Genomic DNA, 18,835 nt, shown 5'->3' with positions numbered 1-18,835 from the left:
TTCTGCACGCCCACCCCGAAGAATCGGGCTGCCTGCCCGTAATGACTGGTTCAACAGCGCTATGGCCGGCCTCACAATATTTCGACCGGTGCTACCGAAACAAGCTGAGGGTTGGGCTCGCCGGGCTGGGGTGGACCACCACCGGCTCTCCTCGGGAACGAGGTGCTGCGCCGGCCAGGGCCCGGGAGCGCAGCAGTTCCTTCGAGTCACCACCGCAGGTCTCCCGCTCGCCTGCGAAACGCCGGAGGTCGTGCCGGTCACTCCCCGCCCCGGCCGTGCCCAGTTCAGTCGCGGTCGATCTGATGGCCGATGACGGCGGGGCCGAGCAGCACAGCGAAACCGCTGCCGTCGCGGCGCGGGTCAGCCGCCGGCAGTTCCACCGGCTCGCCGTTCGCCGTCGCACCGACCGGACGCGGGCCGACCCAGGCAACGGCCGCCTCCGTCTCCCCCTTGAGGAAACGCTGGGAGCGCACGCCGCCCGTCGCCCGCCCCTTCGCCGGGTAGGCCGCAAACGGCGTCACCTTCACCGTGGCGCCGGTCGAGGTGACCACCATCGGCTCACCGTGGGCGGGGTCGTCGGTGCGGACCGCGCCGAAATAGACCACTCGCGCGTCCCCGGGGAGGCTCACCCCGGCGACACCACCGCCCCGCAGCCCCTGCGGACGGACCAACCCCACCGGGTAACGCAGCAACGACGCCTCCGAGGTGACGAAGGCGAGGCTCTCGGCGCCGTCGGTCAGCCAGGTGGTCCCGACCACCTCGTCCCCATCGCGGAGGCTGATCACTTCGAACTCGTCGGCGCGCACCGGCCAGTCCGGCGCACAGACCTTCACCATGCCCTGCCGGGTGCCGAGGGCCAGCCCCGGCGATCCCTCCGCGGGCGCACCGAGCGGCGCGATCCCGACCACCGTCTCCCCCGGCGCCAGCGGCACCAACTCGGCTGCGGACATCCCGCCGCGCAGGGAGACCGTGCCGGACTGATCGGGTAGCACCGGCAGCGGCAGCACGTCCACCTTGAACGCCCGGCCGCCACTGGTGACCAGCAGAACTTTGCCGCGGGCCGTGGAGTGGGCGACGGCGCGTACCGCGTCGTGCCGGACCCGGCCATGCCGGCGATGTCCCTCGACCGCCTCCTCCGACTCGGCGGCGGTCCGGGCGACCAGTCCGGTCGACGAGAGGATCACCTGGCAGGGATCGTCGGCGACCTCCAGTGGGCCGGCCGGCACGGACGCGGCGAGCACCTCCTTCAGATCCCCGTCGACCAAGGTGGTGCGGCGCGGCGCCGCGAACTGCCTCACCACCGCGGCCAGTTCGGTGGAGACGACCTTCCGCAGGACCTTCGGGTCGTCCAGGAGCCGGGACAGCTCAGTGATCTCGCCGCGCAGCTTCTCCTGCTCGGCCTCCAGCTCCAACCGGTCGTACCTGGTGAGCCGGCGCAGCGGTGTGTCGAGGATGTAGGTCGCCTGGATCTCGGAGAGCCCGAAGCGCCGCATGAGACCGTCCTTCGCGGCCTGCGCGTCCTCGCTGCCCCGGATCAGCTTGACGACCTGGTCGATGTCGAGCAGCGCGACCAGCAGCCCGTCCACCAGGTGCAGCCGCTCCTCCCGCCGACGCTTCCGGTACGCGCTGCGCCGGGTCACCACCTCGTACCGGTGGGCCAGGAAGACCTCCAGTAGGGCCTTGAGCCCCAGGGTCCGCGGCTGCCCGTCCACCAGCACCAGATTGTTGACGCCGAACGACTGCTCCAGCGGGGTCAGCCGGTAGAGATCGGCGAGGAGCGCCTGCGGATTCACTCCGACCTTGCACTCGATGACCAGCCGGGTGCCGTTCTCCCGGTCGGTGAGGTCCTTGACATCGGCGATCCCGGTGAGCCGTTTGGTCTTCGTGACCTCGTTGGTGACGGCGGCGATGACCTTCTCGGCGCCGATGCCGTAGGGCAGCTCGACAACGGTGATCGCCTGCCGACCACGGCTGCCCTCAATCGGGCCGATCTCCACCTTGGCGCGCATCCGCACCACACCTCGGCCGGTCTCGTATGCCCGCCGCACCTCGTCCAGGCCGAGCAGCAGACCGCCGGTCGGCAGATCCGGCCCCGGAACGAACTCCATCAGCTTGTCCAGCGTGGCGTCCGGGTGGTTGATCAGCCAGCGGGCGGCGGAGACCACCTCGCCCAGGTTGTGCGGGATCATGTTGGTCGCCATCCCGACCGCGATCCCCGAGGCGCCGTTGACCAGCAGGTTCGGGAAGGCCGCCGGCAGCACGGTGGGCTGGGTCAACGAACCGTCGTAGTTCGGCCCCAGGTCGACTGTCTCCTCGCCCAACTCACCGACGAGCAGCATCGCCTCCCGCGACATCCGGGCTTCGGTGTATCGGGCCGCGGCCGGACCGTCGTCCGGGCTTCCGAAGTTGCCGTGCCCGTCGATGAGGGGCGCGTTCAGGGAGAAGTCCTGTGCCAGCCGGACCAACGCGTCATAGATCGCCACGTCGCTGTGGGGGTGGTACTTGCCCATCACGTCGCCGACCACCCGCGCGGACTTGACGTGCCCCCGGTCCGGGCGGTGGCCGGATTCGTACATCGACCAGAGGATGCGCCGGTGCACCGGCTTGAGCCCGTCTCGGGCGTCCGGCAGGGCGCGGGAGTGGATGACCGAGAACGCGTACTCCAGGTAGGAGTCGGAGACCTCGGTGACCAGCGGATTGTCGAAAACCCGTGCACCCGCCTGGTCGAACGCGGACAGGTCGACCTTCGGGCCCTTGCGGCGTGCCATGACTCAGCTTTCCCCTCGGACTGTTTCCGTGCTCGTACCGGTGCCCGCGCGATCCGCGGCCGGTCCGGGTCTCATGCGTCGATCGCCTCGCGGTCGACCCGGTCGGCGGAGGCGATCAGCCAGTTCCGGCGGGGCTCCACCTTCTCCCCCATCAGCAGTTCCAGGATCCGCTCGGCTTCCTCGGCGTCCTCCATCGTGATCCGGCGGACCGCCCGGCCGGCCGGGTTCATCGTGGTTTCCCACAACTCGTCGGCGTCCATCTCACCCAGACCCTTGAACCGCGGGATCGGAGTGACGATCTGCTTACCCGCCTGCTCCAGTCGCCGGACGGTCGCCTCCATCTCCTCCTGGGTGTAGGTGTAGATGGTCTGCGGCCTACGCCCCTTCGTCGTGATCTTGTGCAGAGGCGGCATCGCCGCGTACAACCGGCCGGCCTCGATCAACGGTCGCATGTACCGGGCGAAGAGCGTAATCAGCAGTGTCCTGATGTGCGCGCCGTCCACGTCGGCGTCGGCCATGATCAGAACCCGGCCGTACCGTACGGCGGAGAGGTCGAAGGTGCGCCCCGACCCGGCCCCCAACACCTGCACGATCGCCGCGCACTCGGCGTTGTCCAGCACCTGCTGGAGGTTCGCCTTCTGCACGTTGAGGATCTTGCCGCGGATCGGCAGCAACGCCTGGTACTCCGACGAGCGGGCCAACCGCGCCGTGCCGAGCGCGCTGTCCCCCTCGACGATGAACATCTCGCTGCGCTCCACCCCGGTGGACCGGCAGTCGACCAGCTTCGCGGGCATCGACGCGCCCTCCAGGGCGGTCTTACGCCGCGCCGCCTCCTTCTGCTGCTTCTGGGTGAGCCGGACCCGAGCCGCATCGGCGATCTTCTGGAGGACCGTCCGCGCCTCGGTCTTGGTCTTGCGCTCCTCCAGCCAGGCCTTGAGGTGCTGCTCGACCAGGCGCTGGAGAACCTTGGTAATGCCGGCGGTGGAGAGCTCGTCCTTGGTCTGGGAGGTGAACTGCGGCTCCGGGATGCGCACGTGCACGACCGCGGTCAGGCCCTCGAGGATGTCATCCAGCGTGGGCGGGTCCTCCTTGGCCTTGAGCAGGCCACGGGTGTTTCGGATGGCCTCGGCGAGGGTCCGCGTCAGGGCCCGCTCGAAGCCCTTACGGTGGGTACCGCCGTGCGCGTTACGGATGGTGTTGGTGAAACACTCCACAGTCCGCTCGTAGCCGGTGCCCCAGCGGAAGGCCACCTCCACCTCGGCGCGACGCGGCACGTTGGCCTGCATCACGCCGTTGGCGTCGGCGGCGTTCTCCCGGTACGCCCCTTCGCCGCAGACCAGCAGGGTGCCGGAGACCGGCCGGTCGCTGGCCGGGGCGAGGAAGTCCACCATGTCGGTCAGGCCGTTGGGGTAGTGGAACCGCTCCTCGACCGGCTCCGCCCCGGTGTGGTCACGCAGCAGGTAGCTGACCCCGGGGACCAGGAAGGCGGTGTTGCGCAGCTTCATCCGTACGGCGTCGGCATCCAGCGTGGCACCGACCTCGAAGTAGCGCGGGTCGTACCAGTAGCGGATCGAGGTGCCGGTGCGCTGCTGACGCTTCACCGCACCGATCACCTGAAGGCCCGGGCCGGCCGCGAAGGGCGCCTGAGGCCCGTCGCCGTCGAACGTCCCCGGTACACCGTGCCGGAACGACATCGTGTGGATCTTGCCGCCACGACGGACTGTCACGTCGAACCGGCGCGAAAGGGCGTTGACCGCCGAAGCGCCGACGCCATGTAGGCCACCAGAGGTCTTGTAGCCGGAGCCGCCGAACTTGCCACCGGCGTGTAGCCGGGTGAGCACCAGCTCGACCCCCGATATTCCCGACTTCGCATGCACGTCGGTGGGGATACCGCGGCCGTCGTCGTCCACCTGCACCGATCCGTCGGCGTGCAGCGTCACCTCGATGGAGGTCGCGTGACCGGCGACACCCTCATCGGTGGAGTTGTCGAGGATCTCGTTGACGAGGTGACCCACGCCACGGCTGTCCGTCGAGCCGATGTACATCCCCGGACGCTTTCGGACAGCGTCCAGTCCCTCGAGATGCGTGAGGTCGTCGGCCTCATACAGGGTCTCAGGCTCTGCGGTCAACTGGTCGTACTCCCAGGTCTCGGCGGGTATGGTGCCACGCACGGCCGGCATTGGCTGGTGCGGCACGCCGCAGCGAGCCTAGCCGTAGGCCCCGACGGGCCCCGCCGGGCCCGTTCGCCCGGCCACAACCGGAGTAACGGGTCGGGCCGCCGGGCGATTCCGGCCGTGACCCAGGCGACAGTCACCCCGGGCTGCTGCGGTGCGGGAGCCAGCACGCGTGGGCCGACACCCGCTCGGCATCTACAGCACGGCCGATGGCCTCTGTCGGTAGCAGCCCCCGCCCAGCCGGACACTCCCATCGCCGCCGAGGCGGGGAGCATTATACCGATGTAATTATTGTTACTAGTGAGTATTGACTCACACGATCACTGGATGGTCTGATCGAAACAACGTGATCTTTCCATACCTCGATAGGGGTGATCATCAATGTCCAGATTGGGTCGTACCGTCCTGGCGGCGGGAATCGCCGTCGCCACGGCCACATTCTCTGCGACAGTCACATCGCCGGCTCTCGCCGACACACCGCCCACCGCCGCGGTAGCGCTCGGAGACAGCTTCATCAGCGGAGAGGGCGCCGGGGAGTACTCCCCCGTGGTCGACATCGACGGGGAGACCAGCACCTTCCCGGGATGGTCCGCGCCGAACAGCGCGGCCTACTTCTGCCACCGCTCGGCGAACGCCTCACTCCACCGGGCCGACCTGCCCGGCATCGAGGACCGCTTCAACCTCGCCTGCTCCGGCGGGCAGCCGGCCGACTTCGCCACCGCCTCCGCCGACCGGGCGAACGGGCGCCAGGTCGCCGCCCAGCTCGACCAGCTCCGCGAAGTGGCCCAAACCCACGACATCGACCTGGTACTCGTCGGTATCGGCTCGAACAACAGCTCGTTCACCTTCGGTGACGTGGCCGAGAAGTGCGCCAACCGGTTCGTCGCCGACGCCTGGACCGGCTGGTGGGAGTTCTGGGCGCATCCCTGGTTGGTGGAACAAGATCCCTGTTCCGACGCCGACCTGGCAACCGCCGCGGAGCTCGCCGCGGCGACCGCGGAGACCAGCGCCGCGGTGCGGCAGGTCCTCAGCACACTCGCCGAGGTTGACGCCGACGGCGAACACCGGGTCGTCCTCCAGGACTACACGAACCCGTTGCCGGAGGAGCTGGACCAGGCTTACTGGACCGAGGACAACCGCGACGACACGCGGGACAAGTTCCGCGACCTCGGCCGCGAACGGTATGCGGCCGGGTGCCCGATCCACCGCGCCAGCCTCGCCCCCGGCCACCGCTTCTCGCAGGGGTTGGGCAGCATGGTGCGCCAGGTCTACACCGACGTCACCGGCGAGTTCCCCAACGCCGACGTGGTCCTGCTCAACGTGCAGCAGGCCTTCGACGGGGCCCGGCTCTGTGAGACGACGGGCGGCCCGCAGCAAGCCCTCGCCACCGCCGTCCGCCTGATGGATGGGCCTACCGGCACCTACGTCACCAGCCTCGAAGGGGCGAACAAGCTCGACATCAGCCGGATCGCCAACACCTGCGTGGACCACTTCCAGACGTGTCAGGAGTCGTGGCACCCGAACGCCGCCGGCCACCTGACACTCGGGCAGTGCCTCACCGGCGCCGCGGCGACGGGTTCCCGTGAGGTCTCCTGTGTCCGCTCCCCGAACGGCACGATCACGGTGAGCTGACCCCTACCCACACCCCGACGCCTCGCGGATCCGTGCGCCGAACGGATCCGCGAGGCGTCCGGTGTGTCGCAGTGAGCGTTGCGCCGAACCCGGTCCAGCTCGACGTGACGGCAATCACCGATTGGTTACCCGCCGGTAGATCCGCCCCGTAGATTGGGCTGGTGAATGCGGATTACCAGCAAGAGTTCGTCGAGGTTGACGGGGCCCGCCTCGGTCTACAGATCTATCCGGAGCCGGCGGAGACGGCCGACGCCCCGCTGGTGCTGATCTCCCCCGCCATGGGCGTACCCGCGCGGTACTACCGACCGTTCGCCACTGCGCTCCGCGCCGGCGGGCTCGCCGTCGCGGTCGCCGATCTCCGCGGCACCGGAGCGAGCACACCGCGCCCGAGCCGCGGCTGCCGCTACGGGTACGCGGAGTTGACCACCGACGTCGGCGCGGTGCTGGCGGCATTGAAGGAACGCCGGAACGGCCGACGCACCCTCGTGCTCGGACACTCCCTGGGCGGCCAGGCGGCCCTGCTACACCTGGCGCTGCAACCCGGACACGACGTGGACGCCCTGGCCCTGGTCGCCGTCGGGCTGCCCTTCTGGCGCACCTATCCGGCCGGACCACGGGGTTACGGCGTCCTCCCGTTCACCCAGACGGTCGCCGCCACCACCCGGCTACTCGGGGTCTGGCCCGGCTGGGGCTTCGGCGGCCGGCAGGCGCGCGGGGTGATCCGGGACTGGGCCTACACCGCACGCACCGGCCGCTTCCCGCACCTGGACAACGTGGACGCCGAGGCGGCGCTGCGCGACCTCCGCACGCCCGTGCTGGCGGTCAGCGTGGACAACGACGAGTACACCCCGCACGAGACCCTCGACCACCTCTGCGGCAAGCTCGCCAGCGCTCCCATCACCCGCGAGCGGCACCGGGCCGAGCCGGCCGGCAGCCACCTCAACCACTTCAGCTGGGCACGCACCGCAACGAGCCCGCTGGCTGCTCGAATCGCCCAGTTCGCGGCCAAGGAGTAGCCCGAAATGCGGGCGGGCCGGGTAGGCCCGCCCAGCCGCGTCAGCTCAGCCCGAGCCGGCGAGTCGGCACACCGTCGGCGCGGTCCCGGCCATAGGCGTCGGAGTGACCCCACTTCCCCGGAATGTCGAGCAGCTCGATCTGCCCGAGGCCCGCCGGCAACGCCGGGCTCACCAGGAGGTCGTCGCCGCAGGGGCGGAGCCCCAACACGGTTGCCAACAGCATCAGCAGCCCGCCGGAGGACCACGCCTGCGGGTGCCCGGCAATCGGCAGTTGCACCGGATACTTCGTCAGGGTGCGCGGATAGCCCGCGATGACCTCCGGCACCGGGCCGCCGATCCGCGCTGCCATGGCGAACATCCCGTCGACGATCCGGGCCGCCTCGGCGTCGAGGTGGTAGCGGCGCAGACCGCTGGCGGCGATGGCGTTGTCCCAGGGCCAGACCGCGCCGAGGTGGGAACCGACCGGGTTGTAGACCCGCTGTCCGGCTGCCAGGGTCCGGACTCCCCAGCCGGAGAAGAGGTCCGGACCGAGGAGATGCTCGGCGAGCGCCCCGGCCCGCTCCGCCGGCACGATACCGCTCCAGAGCAGGTGACCGAGGTTGGACGTCAGGGCGTCTGCGGGCGCACCGTCGGGGTCCAGCGCCAGGGCGTAGTACTCTCGGTCGGCCAGCCAGAAGTCGGTGTTGAACCGTTGCTTCAGCTGGGCCGCCTCCCGCTCCAGCCGGTCGGCGTACTCCGGGTCGCCCCACACCTGGCGGGCGAGCCGGGCACCCCGTCGTTTCGCGTCGTACGCGTAGCCCTGCACCTCGCAGGTCGCCCTGGGCAGCGCCGGCTGCCGGCCATCCCGGCCGGTGATCGCCTCGGCGGAGTCCTTCCAACACTGGTTGACCAGGCCCTGGTGGCTGTTCCGGCGCTGGTAGCGCACGTACCCGTCGCCCAGCGAGTCGCCGTACTCGTCGATCCAGTCCAGCGCCAACCGGGCCGGGTGGCGCAGTTCCCGCACCAGGTCGGTGTCGCCAGACCACCGCTCGTACTCGTCGAGCAGGATCACGAACAGTGGTGTCGTGTCAGCGGCACCGTAGTACATCGTGGTCGGCTCGTGCCCGAATGCGGCAGCCTCGCCGTAGCGCAGCTCGGCGAGGATCTTTCCGGGTTCCTCCTCGTACGTGTCGTCGAGCTGTCCACCTTGCAGCAGCGCCAGCAGGCGCAGCACCACCGGGGCCAGTTCCGGTGTGAACGGCAACGTCTGTAGGCAGGTGATCAGGGCGTCCCGGCCGTAGAGCGACATCGCCCAGGGCAGGCCGCCCACCGGCATTCGCGCCAGGGAGGACAACGGCTCGTACCGCAGCGCCGCGAGGTCGACCAGGCTCCGCTGGTACGTCCTCTGTAGCGAGTTGTTGTCGGTGATGAGGGTGGGCGCCCGATCCAACCACCCACGCAGGTCCTCGCGCATGTTCCGGTGCACGTGGAGCCGGTGGGTCCCCAGGTCAGCCCGCATGTCCCGGTCGCCCTCACCACGGACCGTCATGCCGACGTGCAGGTCGGTCTCCCACTGCCCGTGCGGCTCGATCCGAACGCGGAAGGTCATCCCACACTCGTCCACCTCGGCAGGCTCGGTGCTGGTCACCACCGCCTCCCGGCCGAAGCGTTCCCGCCGGTACCGCAGTCGAAGCTGCCGCAGTTGCGAGTCGGGGATGACCTCGACATGCCGGTTTCGGGCGGAACCGGGCTTGGTGACATCGGCGATGTCGGCGAAGTCGGCGCCGATCTCCATCCGTACCGTCAGCTCGGCCCGCTCGGGCGAGTGGTTCAGCACGATCAGCCGCTCGTTGAAGCTGTCGTCGAGGGACCGGTGCCGAATCACCGAGACATCGGCGTCAACATAGTGGCTGGCGGTCCCGGGGACGAGGAAGAAGCGCGTCTCGAAGTACGTCACATCGTCGCGGGAGAGAGCCTGGAGCCGCTCGCCGTCGATCCGCAGTACCCAGTGCGCGAGGAACCGGGTGTCCCAGGAGAAGAGGCCGATCGGAGCCGTGGGATCGCCCTCCACGTCCCCCTGCGCGTCGCTGATGGCGAAGGCGTTGCCCGCCATCACGTGCACCCGCTCCTGCCTCACCGCTGGCTCCCGGTGGCGTGCCCGGACTGGCCGGAGTCGGCTGCCCCGGCCGATGCCGGGGCCGAGTCGACCGCCTCCCGGGGGTGTCGCGCGTCGGGCGGGCCGGGGAAGAGCCGGCGCAGCATCATGAACAGTCGAATGTCACCGTGCACGGTGAGGTCGTTGCGGCCCAGCGCGGCGGCGGGGTGCAGCGCGCCGGTGGCGATCCGGTCGAAGACCGCCCGGTCGGCCCGGAGCACGAGGTCGGCCTCGTCGCCGCGCTGGTCCACGCGGACCTGCTGGTCGGCGATGGTGAGGTGCCAGTGCTCGGTCCGGCCGTCCTCGCGGATGTCCAGCCGTACGGTGCCGGTCGTGGTCTCCGGCAGGTCCGGGTGGCGGCCGGACTCGAGCCGGCCGATCAGCTTCGCCGCAGGCGTTGTCATCGGCTCCCCTTCCCTTAGTGGCAGGCTCGCACCGGCTCGGGTGAGGCGGGCTCACCCGCGTCGGGTGAACCGGTTCCAAAACAATGCACCAGCAGTGATATAATCGCTTGATGGCGATTGATTCATCTCCGGGGCTCGCGCCGGCCGTCGCGCTGTTCCGGTCCCTCGGCGACCCGGCCCGGCTGGCCATCCTGCACCGGCTGACCCGCGGTGAGGCCCGGGTGGTGGACCTGACCCGCGAACTGCGACTGGCGCAATCGACCGTCTCGAAGCACCTCTCCTGCCTGCGGGACTGCCGACTCGTCGACTTCCGGGTCGAGGGTCGCCAGTCGTTCTACGCGCTGGCCCGACCGGAGCTGCCCGCCCTGCTGCGATCGGCGGAACACCTCCTCGCCGCCACCGGTGAAGCCGTCGCCCTCTGCCCGACATACGGCTCGTCCACGGTTCGAGGAGACGACGCGTGACCACCTCCGCACTGACCCCCCAGCGGCGTGCGCTCCTGTCCCGACGCAGCCTCTGGCTGGCCTACGCCACCGCCGGATACAACCTCCTGGAGGGCTTGGTCGCGATCGCCGCCGGCTCGGCAGCCTCCTCCACCGCGCTGATTGGCTTCGGCCTCGACTCGTTCGTCGAGGTCTCCAGCGCGGCCGTGGTGATCTGGCAGTTCCGCTCCCGGATGCCAGAGGAGCGGGAACGGTTGGCGCTGCGACTGATCGGTGTCTCCTTCTTCGCCCTGGCCGCCTGGGTCACCGTGGACGCCGGGCGCTCGCTGTTCGGCGGCGGAGACGCCAGCGCCAGCCCCGTCGGCATCGGCCTCGCCATCGCCTCGCTGATCGTCATGCCACTACTGGTCCGCGCCAAGCGGCGTACCGGCCGGGAACTCGGCTCGGCTACCGTCATGGCCGACTCCACCCAGACCGCGCTCTGCACGTATCTGTCCGCGGTGCTCCTCGTGGGCCTGCTTCTCAACGCCGGGCTCGGCTGGTCCTGGGCAGACCCCATCGCCGCGCTCGCCATCGCGGCCGTCGCGGTGCGGGAAGGGATCGCGGCGTGGCGGGGTGATCAGTGCGACGACTGCGCGCCACCCACCCGCGCCGCCTCCACCGCTGACCCGGCACCGAGTTGCACCGACGGGTGCCAACCCGACGCGGCCACACCCCAGTCGTAGCCCCTCCAGCGTTGCCGGGTAGCAGCTGCTACCGGCAAGCACGCCTAGCTGACGGGCTGCGCCCGCATCGCGCGTACCGCCTCGCCCGCGAAGAGGCAGGCCGCCTGGTGCCCCGAGCCGAGCTCGACCAACACCGGGTCGCTCTGGGCGCAGGCAGGTCGGGCCTGCGGGCACCGCGTCCGAAACCGGCAGCCGGAGGGCGGGTCGATCGGGCTCGGGACATCACCGGCCAGAATGATCCGCTGGCGACCACGCTGCACCGGCGGGTCGGCCACCGGCACCGCCGACAGAAGAGCGGCGGTGTAGGGGTGGGCGGGTTCCCGCCAGATCTGCGCCGGGGTACCGCTCTCCACGATCCGGCCGAGGTACATCACGGCCACCCGATCGCTCATGTGCTCGACGGCGGCGAGATCGTGCGCGATGAAGAGATAGGTCAGCCCGAGCTCTCGCTGGAGCCCTCGGAGCAGGTTCATTATCTGCGCCTGCACACTGAGGTCCAGGGAGGCGATCGGTTCGTCGAGGACAATCAGGTCCGGCTCACCGGCGAGCGCCCGCGCGATGCCCACCCGCTGCCGCTGGCCGCCGGAGAGTTCGTGCGGGTGCCGGTCGGCGAGCTCACGACGCAGGCCGACCAGGTCGAGCAGTTCGGCCACCCGGTCCCGGCGGGCCGCGCCGCTGGCGGCGAGCTGGTGCACGGCCAGCGGCTCGGCGATGCTCGCCCCAACGGTGTGCCGAGGGTCGAGAGACGCCTGCGGGTCCTGGAATACCATGGCGACCCGGCGGCGCAGCCGACGCAACCGCCGCCGCGACCAGTGGGTCACGTCCTGTCCCGTCACCTGGACCACACCCGCGGTCGGCTCGACCAGGCGCAGCAGCGCCAGCCCGGTCGTCGACTTGCCGCTACCGGACTCGCCGACCAGCCCCACCGTCTCGCCACGGCGTACCGTCAGGGACACCCCGTCCACGGCGCGTACCACCCCCGCCGGGGTCGGGAACCACACCGCCAGGTCGGTCAGCTCCGCGACCGCGTCGGTGGCCACGCTCTCCCCGGTCATCGATCCTCCCCGGTCGGCTGGCGCGGATAGAAGGTCCGGACCTGGTGCCCCTCCGCGACCGGCACCAACGGCGGCAACTCCCGCTCGCAGCGACCGTCACCCCGCACCGGACAGCGGGGCCAGAAGGCGCACCCGTCGGGAAGCTCGAGCGGGCTAGGCGGCGTCCCCGGGATGGTGACCAGTTCGGTGGCGTCCGCGTCCGGATCCGGCCGCGCCGCGAGCAACGCGGCGGTGTACGGGTGCGCCGGTTCGGCGAAGACAGCATCCACCACCCCCTGCTCGACGATGCGACCGCCGTACATGACGGCCACCGTGTCGGCGAGCCCGGCGACGACGCCGAGGTCGTGACTGATCCAGACGACGGCGGTGCCGAGGCGCCGTTGCAGGTCGGCGACCAACTCGACGATCTGCGCCTGCGTGGTGACGTCGAGAGCGGTGGTGGGCTCGTCGGCGATCAGCAGATCCGGCTCACAGACCAGGGCCATGGCGATCACCGCACGCTGGCGCATCCCGCCGGAGAGCTGGTGCGGGTAGGCGTCCACTCGTTCGGCGGCGGAGGGGATGCCGACGAGTTCGAGCATCTCGATGGCCCGTGCCCGAGCGGCCCGCCGAGTCAGCCCGAGGTGAACCTCGCTGGCCTCGCCGATCTGGCGGCCCACGGTCAGCACCGGGTTCAGCGAGGTCATCGGGTCTTGAAAGACGAACCCGACGTGCCGGCCCCGCATCCGCCGGCGACGTGCCGCCGACAACGCGGCGAGGTCCGTACCGAGCAGCCGGACGTCTCCGGTGACCCGGGCCGCGCGGGGCGCGAGCCCGGTGGCGGCGAGCACGCTCATGCTCTTGCCGCTGCCCGACTCACCGACCAGGGCGAGCGTCTGCCCGGCCCGGACCGACCAGTCGACGCCGGCGACCGCGCGGGCCGCTCCTCGGCGGGTACCGATCGTCACGGTCAGGTCCGCCACGGACAGGACGGTTTCGTCGTTCACCCGGCGTTCCTCCTCGCCTCGCTGACAGTGAGCTGGCGAGGGTCGAGCACATCGCGGAGCGCGTCTCCGACCAGGTTGAACGCCAGGACGGTGAGGAAGATCGCGGCACCCGGGAAGAAGCCCAGCCACCACGCGTCGGTCACGAATCCGCGCCCGTCGTAGAGCATCCGGCCCCACGCCGGCTCGGGCGGCTGCACCCCCAACCCGAGGAAGGAGAGCGCCGCCTCGGACAGGATCGCGAAGGCCAGCGAGAGCGATGTCTGGACGATCAGCGGCGCCGCGATGTTGGGCAGCACATGCCGACGCATGATGCGCAGATCCGATGCCCCGGTGGCAACTGCCGCCCGGACGAACACCTGCTCGCGGACGGAGAGCACACCCGCACGGGTGACCCGGGCGAAGATCGGAGTGTAGACCACGCCGATCGCGACCATGGCGGTACTCAGGCCCGGCCCCAGGACCGCGACGATGGCCACCGCGAGCAGCAGGACCGGGAACGCGAACAACACGTCCATACACCGCATGAGTACGTTGTCGAGCCACCCCTGGTAGTAGCCGGCGAACAGGCCCAGCGTCACGCCCGCCAGCAGGGCGATCCCCACGCTGACCGCGCCGACCTGAAGCGAGACGCGGGCGGCGACCAGGACCCGGCTGAGTACGTCCCGACCGAGTTCGTCGGTGCCGAAGGGGTGCGCCCAACTGGGCGGCTGAAGCATCCGGTCGACGTCCACCTCATTGATGCCGGCGGGGGCCAACCAGGACCCGGTCAGGCCCACCACGACCAGCACCACGAGCACCACACCGCCGGTCACGGCCAACGGGTCGCGGCCCAGCGCCACCAGCGCCCGGCGCGACGTCGAGTCACTGCTCCCGCTCATCGCACCCGAATCCTCGGATCGAGGCGGGCATAGAGGAGATCCACCAAGAGGTTGACCAACAGGAACAGCGCGGCCACGAGTAGAACCGCCCCCTGGAGCACGGGATAGTCCCGGGCCTGCACCGCGTCGTAGGTGAGCCGGCCCACACCGGGCCAGGCGAAGAGCACCTCGATCACGATCACGCCACCGAGCAGGCTGGCCAGCTGCACCGCCACGACGGTGACCACCGGGATCAGCGCGTTCCGCAGGACGTGCCGCACCACCACCACGCGGGTGGGCAGGCCCTTCGCCTCGGCGGTACGGACATAGTCCTCAGCGAGTACCTCCAGCACCGAGGATCGGATGAACCTGGTCAGGATCGACGCGGTGACCAGGCCGACCGTGACCGCCGGAAGAAACACGTGCGACGCCCAGCCGACGGGATCCTCGGTGAGGGCCACGTAACCCGAGGGCGGAAACCAACCCAGCACCCCCGCGAAGAGCAGAATGCCCATGATGCCCATCCAGAAGTCCGGTACCGAGACCCCGAACTGGCTGAACACCCGTGCGGCGTGGTCGAACACCGAGCCGCTGCGCAGGGCCGAGAGCACCCCCAACGGAAAGGAGACCAGGAGCGCGAAGACGACCGCGGTGATCGCCAGGGAGAGCGTCGCGGGCAGCCGCTCCAGCACGATGGCGGTCACCGGCCGACCACTGCGGAAGCTGACCCCGAGATCGCCGGTCACCGCGTGCCCGACGTAATTGGCGTACTGCACCGGCAGCGGCTGGTCCAGCCCCGCCCGCGAACGCAGCGCCTCGTACGTCTCGGGGTCGAAGCGGGTGCCGAGCGCGACCCGCACCGGATCACCGGGGACGAGTTGCAGCAGCAGGAACACCACCAACGTCACACCGAGGAGGACGACGCCGGACTGGAGTAGCCGGCGCAGGACGAAGCGGGTCACCAGGAGTGACCCGCGGACTCACCAAGCATCACCAGCACTGTCCCGCCTACTCACCCGGCAAGAGCGACGTCGCGGAACCGGATCGCCCGGTCGGCGCGGACCTCATAGCCGCTGACCTGCGACGACCAGCCCTGCACCACATCCGGGTTGTAGAGGTAGAGGTAGCTGGCATCGTCGACGATCTGCTTGGCCGCCTGCTCGTACTGCTGCTTCCGCGCGGCCTGGTCAGTCTCGGTCCGGGCCTGGTCGAGCAGGTTGTCCACGGCCGGGTTGCGGTATCCATGGAAGTTGAAGGTGCCGTCACTGTGGTGCTGGGCGTAGTAGAACTCGTCGGGGTCGATGTTGCCCAGCCAACCAAGCATGAACGAGTCGAAGTTCCCCTTGCCCTGCTCGTCGAGCCACTGCGCGAAGTCCAGCGTACGGATCTTCACGGTGATACCGATCTCCTTGAGCTGCGCCGCGATGACCTGCGCCGCGGTCACCGTCTCCGGGTACTCGTTGGTGACCATCAGGTCCATGGTCAAGTCGGTCACACCGGCCCCGGCCAGCAGCTGCTTCGCCTGCGCCAGGTCCGGCTGGTACGGGGCGTAGTCGTAGTAGAAGGCGCTGTCCTTCGGAATGGCGGTCTGGTTGACCGTCGCCAGCCCGAACTTGGCGGCCTTGGTGATCGCCGCCCGGTCGAGCGCGAAGGCGACCGCCCGGCGCACGTTGACATCGTCGTAGGGCTTGCGCGCCTGGTTGAGAGCCAGGTACCAGTAGTCACTCGACGCCGCGGAGCGCACCACGAGGTCGTCGTCCTCACGAAGCGCCGCCACCTGCTGCGGTGGCAGGTTGTCGGTCCACTGCACCTCACCGCTGCGCAGGTTCTGCAGGGCCACCGTCGGATCCTGCACGAAGGTGAAGGTGATTCCGCCCAGCTTGGGCTTCGTGCCCCAGTAGCTGTCGTTGCGCACCAGCTTGATGCTGTCCCCGGCGCTGTAGGAGGAGACAGCGAACGGGCCGCTACCGATCGGCTCCGTCTTCACCGCCCCGGATTCCACGTTGGACTTCTTGACGATCGCCACCCCCTTGAAGCCTCCGAGGCTGGCCAGCAGGTTCGGGGTGGGCGCGGTCAGCTTCACGACGACGGTGCCCGGATCCGGGGCGGTCACCGACTCGACGGTGGCGAACCGGTACGCGGCGTTCAGCTCCTCGTCGATGATCCGGTTGAACGAGTAGACCACGTCCTCGGCGGTGAGCGGGGACCCGTCGCTGAAGGTCACCTCCTCCCGGAGGGTGAACGTCCAGGTCAGTTGGTCGTCGCTGGTGTCCCACTCGGTCGCCAGGGAAGGCTTCATCGCCAGGTTCGCGTCCGGCTCGACGAGTGTGTCGTAGACATTTTCGAGCACCTGGAAGCTGGGGTAGGCCGAGGTCTGATGTGGATCCAGCTGATCCGGCTCCCCGCTGATCGCGGCGGTGAGGACCCCACCGGCACCGACCTGCGCCCCGTCGACGTCGACACCATCCCCGGCGCTGCAACCTGCCAGCAGACCGAACGTCAGAGCGAGCGCGACACCGGCCCCCCGGAATCTCTTGCTGGACATGGTCCCCCCTGTGGACTCTTCCCGGCACAGTGAACGATCATGTGAGTCTCACGTTCGAGCCGGACCATGTCAAAAAAATTGGGTGGACACCAACTCCCCGCGGGGTCAGCCGTCGGTTGCCGTGCCCGGTGCCGCGGTCAACAGGGAATCCTCCGGGCCACAGCTACCCGCCGGGTACTCCGGCAGCGGCACCGCTCCCGCCCGCCAGCACTCGAGCACCGGCGCGATGATCCGCCAGCAGTCCTCGGCGGTATCCCCCCGGACCGACAGTGTCGGGTCGCCGTCGAAGGCACCGCGGAGCACCTCCCCGTACGGCGGCAGCTCCCCCGGGCCGAAGTCGGCCACCAGGTGCACCTGGCTCAGCTCCAGCGGGTGCCCGGGGCCGTTGATGTTCACGTCGAGACCGAGCCGGTCCGGGCCGAAGCCGATCCGCAGCCGGTCGGGCTGGTCGTACCCGGTCAGGCCGGACGGCACCCGGGGCGGCTGCTTGAAGGTGACCACGGCCTCCTTGCGACGAGCCGCGAGCCCCTTGCCGGTACGCAGCCGGAACGGCACGCCCGCCCAGCGCCAGGTGTCGACGCTGAGCACCACCTCGGCGAACGTCTCGGTGCCCCGGCTGGGATCAACACCGGACTCGTCGGCGTACCCGAGCAGCCGCTTCCCGTTGATCTCGCCCGCCGCGTACCGACCCCGTCGGCTCCAGGTCGCCGGATCGTCGCCCCACACCCGGGTGGCCCGCAGCACCTGCGCCTTCCGGCCCCGCAGGTCCTGGGCGGCGAGGGTGGGCGGTGGTTCCATCGCGATCAACGCGAGAACCTGGAGCAGGTGACTCTGGATCATGTCGACGAGCGCGCCGGCACCGTCGTAGTAGCCGGCCCGGCCGGCTATGCCCAGTGTCTCGTCGAAGACGATGTCCACGCAGGCCACGTGCGCGGAGCTCAGGATCGGCTCGAAGATCCGGTTGGCGTAGCGCAGCCCAAGGATGTTCATCACCGTGGACTTGCCGAGGAAGTGATCGATACGGTAGATCTGCTCCTCCGGCACCAGCCGGGCCAGCAGATCATTCAGGGAGCGGGCCGAGACGGCATCGGTGCCGAACGGCTTCTCCAACATCAGCCGGGTGCCCGGCGGCAGGCCGATCCGGGTGAGCGCGGCAGCGGCCCGGGCGGTGATCGCCGGCGGCAGCGCGAAGAAGATCACGAGTTGGTCGTGACAGTTCGCCAACAGCCGGCGTAGGTCCTCCTCCCGCGTCACGTCCGCTGGCAGATAGCAGGTGGTGCGGATCATCTCCTTGACCCGGGGACCGGTCGCTCCCGCCCCGGCGAAGGCGTCCGTCACCCGGCGGCGCCAGCGCTCGTCATCCCAGTTGTCCATGCCGCTGCCGAGCAGGGTGAGATGTGGCCGGGTACCGGAAGCCACCAGCCGGCCCAGGCCCGGCAGCAGCAGCCGGTCGGCAAGATCACCGGTCGCACCCAACACGAGCAACGTCTGGGGGCGGCGTTCCCCCCGATCGGCGGAGTGACCAGCGGGGCCGGGCTGCGAGGTCGTCATACCCCCACCATGCCCTGCCGGACCGGTCGGTACCGCCCGCTTCGGCGCGGACCGCCCGCCAGTACGCCGAGGACTCCTGCCGGTCCGCCGACTCGACCACGGAAACCGGGCGTAGTCGGATCGGATCATGCACCGCCCCCGCAGCCGAACCCGCTGGTTCGACTCCCGGGGGCGGATGCGCCCGTAGTCAGCGATCAGCAATCAGCGCTCGCTGCGGTCGGGGATCTCGGTGCCCGACTCCCCTGGCCGAGCACCGATCGACTCCTCGGCGGCCCGTCCACCGGTACTCTCGTCGCCCAGGGTGAGATCACTGCGGGGCATGTCGGAGAGCCCGGCCGGGTCTCGAGTCGGTTGGTCGGCCGCACCGCTGTCCGGTTCGGCCAAGCCGGCCCGACGTAGCATCTCGACCAACTCGTCGTGCGGCATGCGTTCGGTGTCCGCTATCCCGGCGCCACGCGCGATGGACCGCAGGGTCGCCAGATCCTGATCCGCGAAGGTTTCGGCCATACCGCTGGCTTCCCCGGCGGGCCGACCAGAAACCTTCC

Annotated in this window: 15 protein-coding genes; 4 read left to right on the top strand and 11 right to left on the bottom strand. The window is 69.9% G+C overall.

Annotated features, from left to right (window positions below; all coding sequences use genetic code 11):
- Positions 1-284: 284 nt before the first annotated feature.
- Together STROP_RS08480 and STROP_RS08475 are read right to left on the bottom strand one after the other, a co-directional pair.
- Positions 285-2,768: a DNA gyrase/topoisomerase IV subunit A gene (locus tag STROP_RS08480; protein WP_011905576.1), complete on the bottom strand. Its 2,484-nt coding sequence runs from the start codon at positions 2,766-2,768 to the stop codon at positions 285-287.
- Between the two features lie 71 nt (positions 2,769-2,839).
- Positions 2,840-4,948 (bottom strand): DNA gyrase/topoisomerase IV subunit B, encoded by a 2,109-nt coding sequence (locus tag STROP_RS08475; RefSeq protein WP_011905575.1) that lies wholly within the window; start codon positions 4,946-4,948, stop codon positions 2,840-2,842.
- A 375-nt stretch (positions 4,949-5,323) separates the two neighbouring features.
- Here STROP_RS08475 and STROP_RS08470 point away from each other — a divergent pair, with 375 nt between their 5' ends.
- Together STROP_RS08470 and STROP_RS08465 are read left to right on the top strand one after the other, a co-directional pair.
- The gene (locus STROP_RS08470; protein ID WP_011905574.1) at positions 5,324-6,574 is read left to right on the top strand and encodes an SGNH/GDSL hydrolase family protein; all 1,251 of its coding nucleotides are present in this window, start codon (positions 5,324-5,326) and stop codon (positions 6,572-6,574) included.
- Between the two features lie 161 nt (positions 6,575-6,735).
- Positions 6,736-7,590, top strand: a complete 855-nt coding sequence (locus tag STROP_RS08465) for an alpha/beta hydrolase family protein (RefSeq protein WP_011905573.1) — start codon at positions 6,736-6,738, stop codon at positions 7,588-7,590.
- 40 nt (positions 7,591-7,630) lie between these two features.
- Here the strand turns inward: STROP_RS08465 and STROP_RS08460 are convergent, their stop codons facing one another.
- Both STROP_RS08460 and STROP_RS08455 read right to left on the bottom strand, forming a co-directional pair.
- Entirely contained in the window at positions 7,631-9,706 is a 2,076-nt protein-coding gene (locus STROP_RS08460; RefSeq protein ID WP_011905572.1) for an amylo-alpha-1,6-glucosidase, read from the bottom strand.
- The gene (locus STROP_RS08455; RefSeq protein ID WP_011905571.1) at positions 9,703-10,128 is read right to left on the bottom strand and encodes an SCP2 sterol-binding domain-containing protein; all 426 of its coding nucleotides are present in this window, start codon (positions 10,126-10,128) and stop codon (positions 9,703-9,705) included. Before STROP_RS08455 ends, STROP_RS08460 begins: the two co-directional genes overlap by 4 nt.
- Before the next feature lie 110 nt (positions 10,129-10,238).
- Between STROP_RS08455 and STROP_RS08450 the strand changes: the two genes are divergently transcribed.
- Together STROP_RS08450 and STROP_RS08445 are read left to right on the top strand one after the other, a co-directional pair.
- Entirely contained in the window at positions 10,239-10,592 is a 354-nt protein-coding gene (locus STROP_RS08450; RefSeq protein WP_011905570.1) for an ArsR/SmtB family transcription factor, read from the top strand.
- The gene (locus STROP_RS08445; RefSeq protein ID WP_011905569.1) at positions 10,589-11,296 is read left to right on the top strand and encodes a cation efflux transmembrane domain-containing protein; all 708 of its coding nucleotides are present in this window, start codon (positions 10,589-10,591) and stop codon (positions 11,294-11,296) included. Before STROP_RS08450 ends, STROP_RS08445 begins: the two co-directional genes overlap by 4 nt.
- A 44-nt stretch (positions 11,297-11,340) precedes the next feature.
- Here the strand turns inward: STROP_RS08445 and STROP_RS08440 are convergent, their stop codons facing one another.
- The 7 genes from STROP_RS08440 to STROP_RS08410 all read right to left on the bottom strand — a co-directional run bounded on the left by STROP_RS08440 (position 11,341) and on the right by STROP_RS08410 (position 18,797).
- Positions 11,341-12,351 carry an ABC transporter ATP-binding protein gene (locus STROP_RS08440; RefSeq protein ID WP_011905568.1) on the bottom strand — a complete coding sequence of 337 codons (1,011 nt, stop codon included), beginning with the start codon at positions 12,349-12,351 and terminating at the stop codon, positions 11,341-11,343.
- On the bottom strand, positions 12,348-13,337 hold the full coding sequence (locus STROP_RS08435; RefSeq protein ID WP_011905567.1) for an ABC transporter ATP-binding protein: 990 nt from the start codon (positions 13,335-13,337) through the stop codon (positions 12,348-12,350). Before STROP_RS08435 ends, STROP_RS08440 begins: the two co-directional genes overlap by 4 nt.
- Positions 13,334-14,215, bottom strand: a complete 882-nt coding sequence (locus STROP_RS08430; RefSeq protein WP_011905566.1) for an ABC transporter permease — start codon at positions 14,213-14,215, stop codon at positions 13,334-13,336. The genes STROP_RS08435 and STROP_RS08430 overlap by 4 nt, the downstream gene beginning before the upstream one ends.
- Positions 14,212-15,156: an ABC transporter permease gene (locus STROP_RS08425; RefSeq protein WP_011905565.1), complete on the bottom strand. Its 945-nt coding sequence runs from the start codon at positions 15,154-15,156 to the stop codon at positions 14,212-14,214. The genes STROP_RS08430 and STROP_RS08425 overlap by 4 nt, the downstream gene beginning before the upstream one ends.
- A 50-nt stretch (positions 15,157-15,206) precedes the next feature.
- Positions 15,207-16,739 (bottom strand): ABC transporter substrate-binding protein, encoded by a 1,533-nt coding sequence (locus STROP_RS08420; RefSeq protein ID WP_011905564.1) that lies wholly within the window; start codon positions 16,737-16,739, stop codon positions 15,207-15,209.
- 105 nt (positions 16,740-16,844) lie between these two features.
- The gene (locus tag STROP_RS08415; protein ID WP_043535279.1) at positions 16,845-18,290 is read right to left on the bottom strand and encodes a glucose-6-phosphate dehydrogenase; all 1,446 of its coding nucleotides are present in this window, start codon (positions 18,288-18,290) and stop codon (positions 16,845-16,847) included.
- A 201-nt stretch (positions 18,291-18,491) separates the two neighbouring features.
- Positions 18,492-18,797 (bottom strand): hypothetical protein, encoded by a 306-nt coding sequence (locus STROP_RS08410; RefSeq protein WP_011905562.1) that lies wholly within the window; start codon positions 18,795-18,797, stop codon positions 18,492-18,494.
- Positions 18,798-18,835: the final 38 nt, after the last annotated feature.

The sequence above is a fragment of the Salinispora tropica CNB-440 genome (genome assembly GCF_000016425.1).
Taxonomy (GTDB): Bacteria; Actinomycetota; Actinomycetes; order Mycobacteriales; family Micromonosporaceae; genus Micromonospora; species Micromonospora tropica.
The sequence above is the reverse complement of the archived record's forward strand: the minus strand, read 5'-3'. Positions and strand labels throughout refer to the sequence as shown.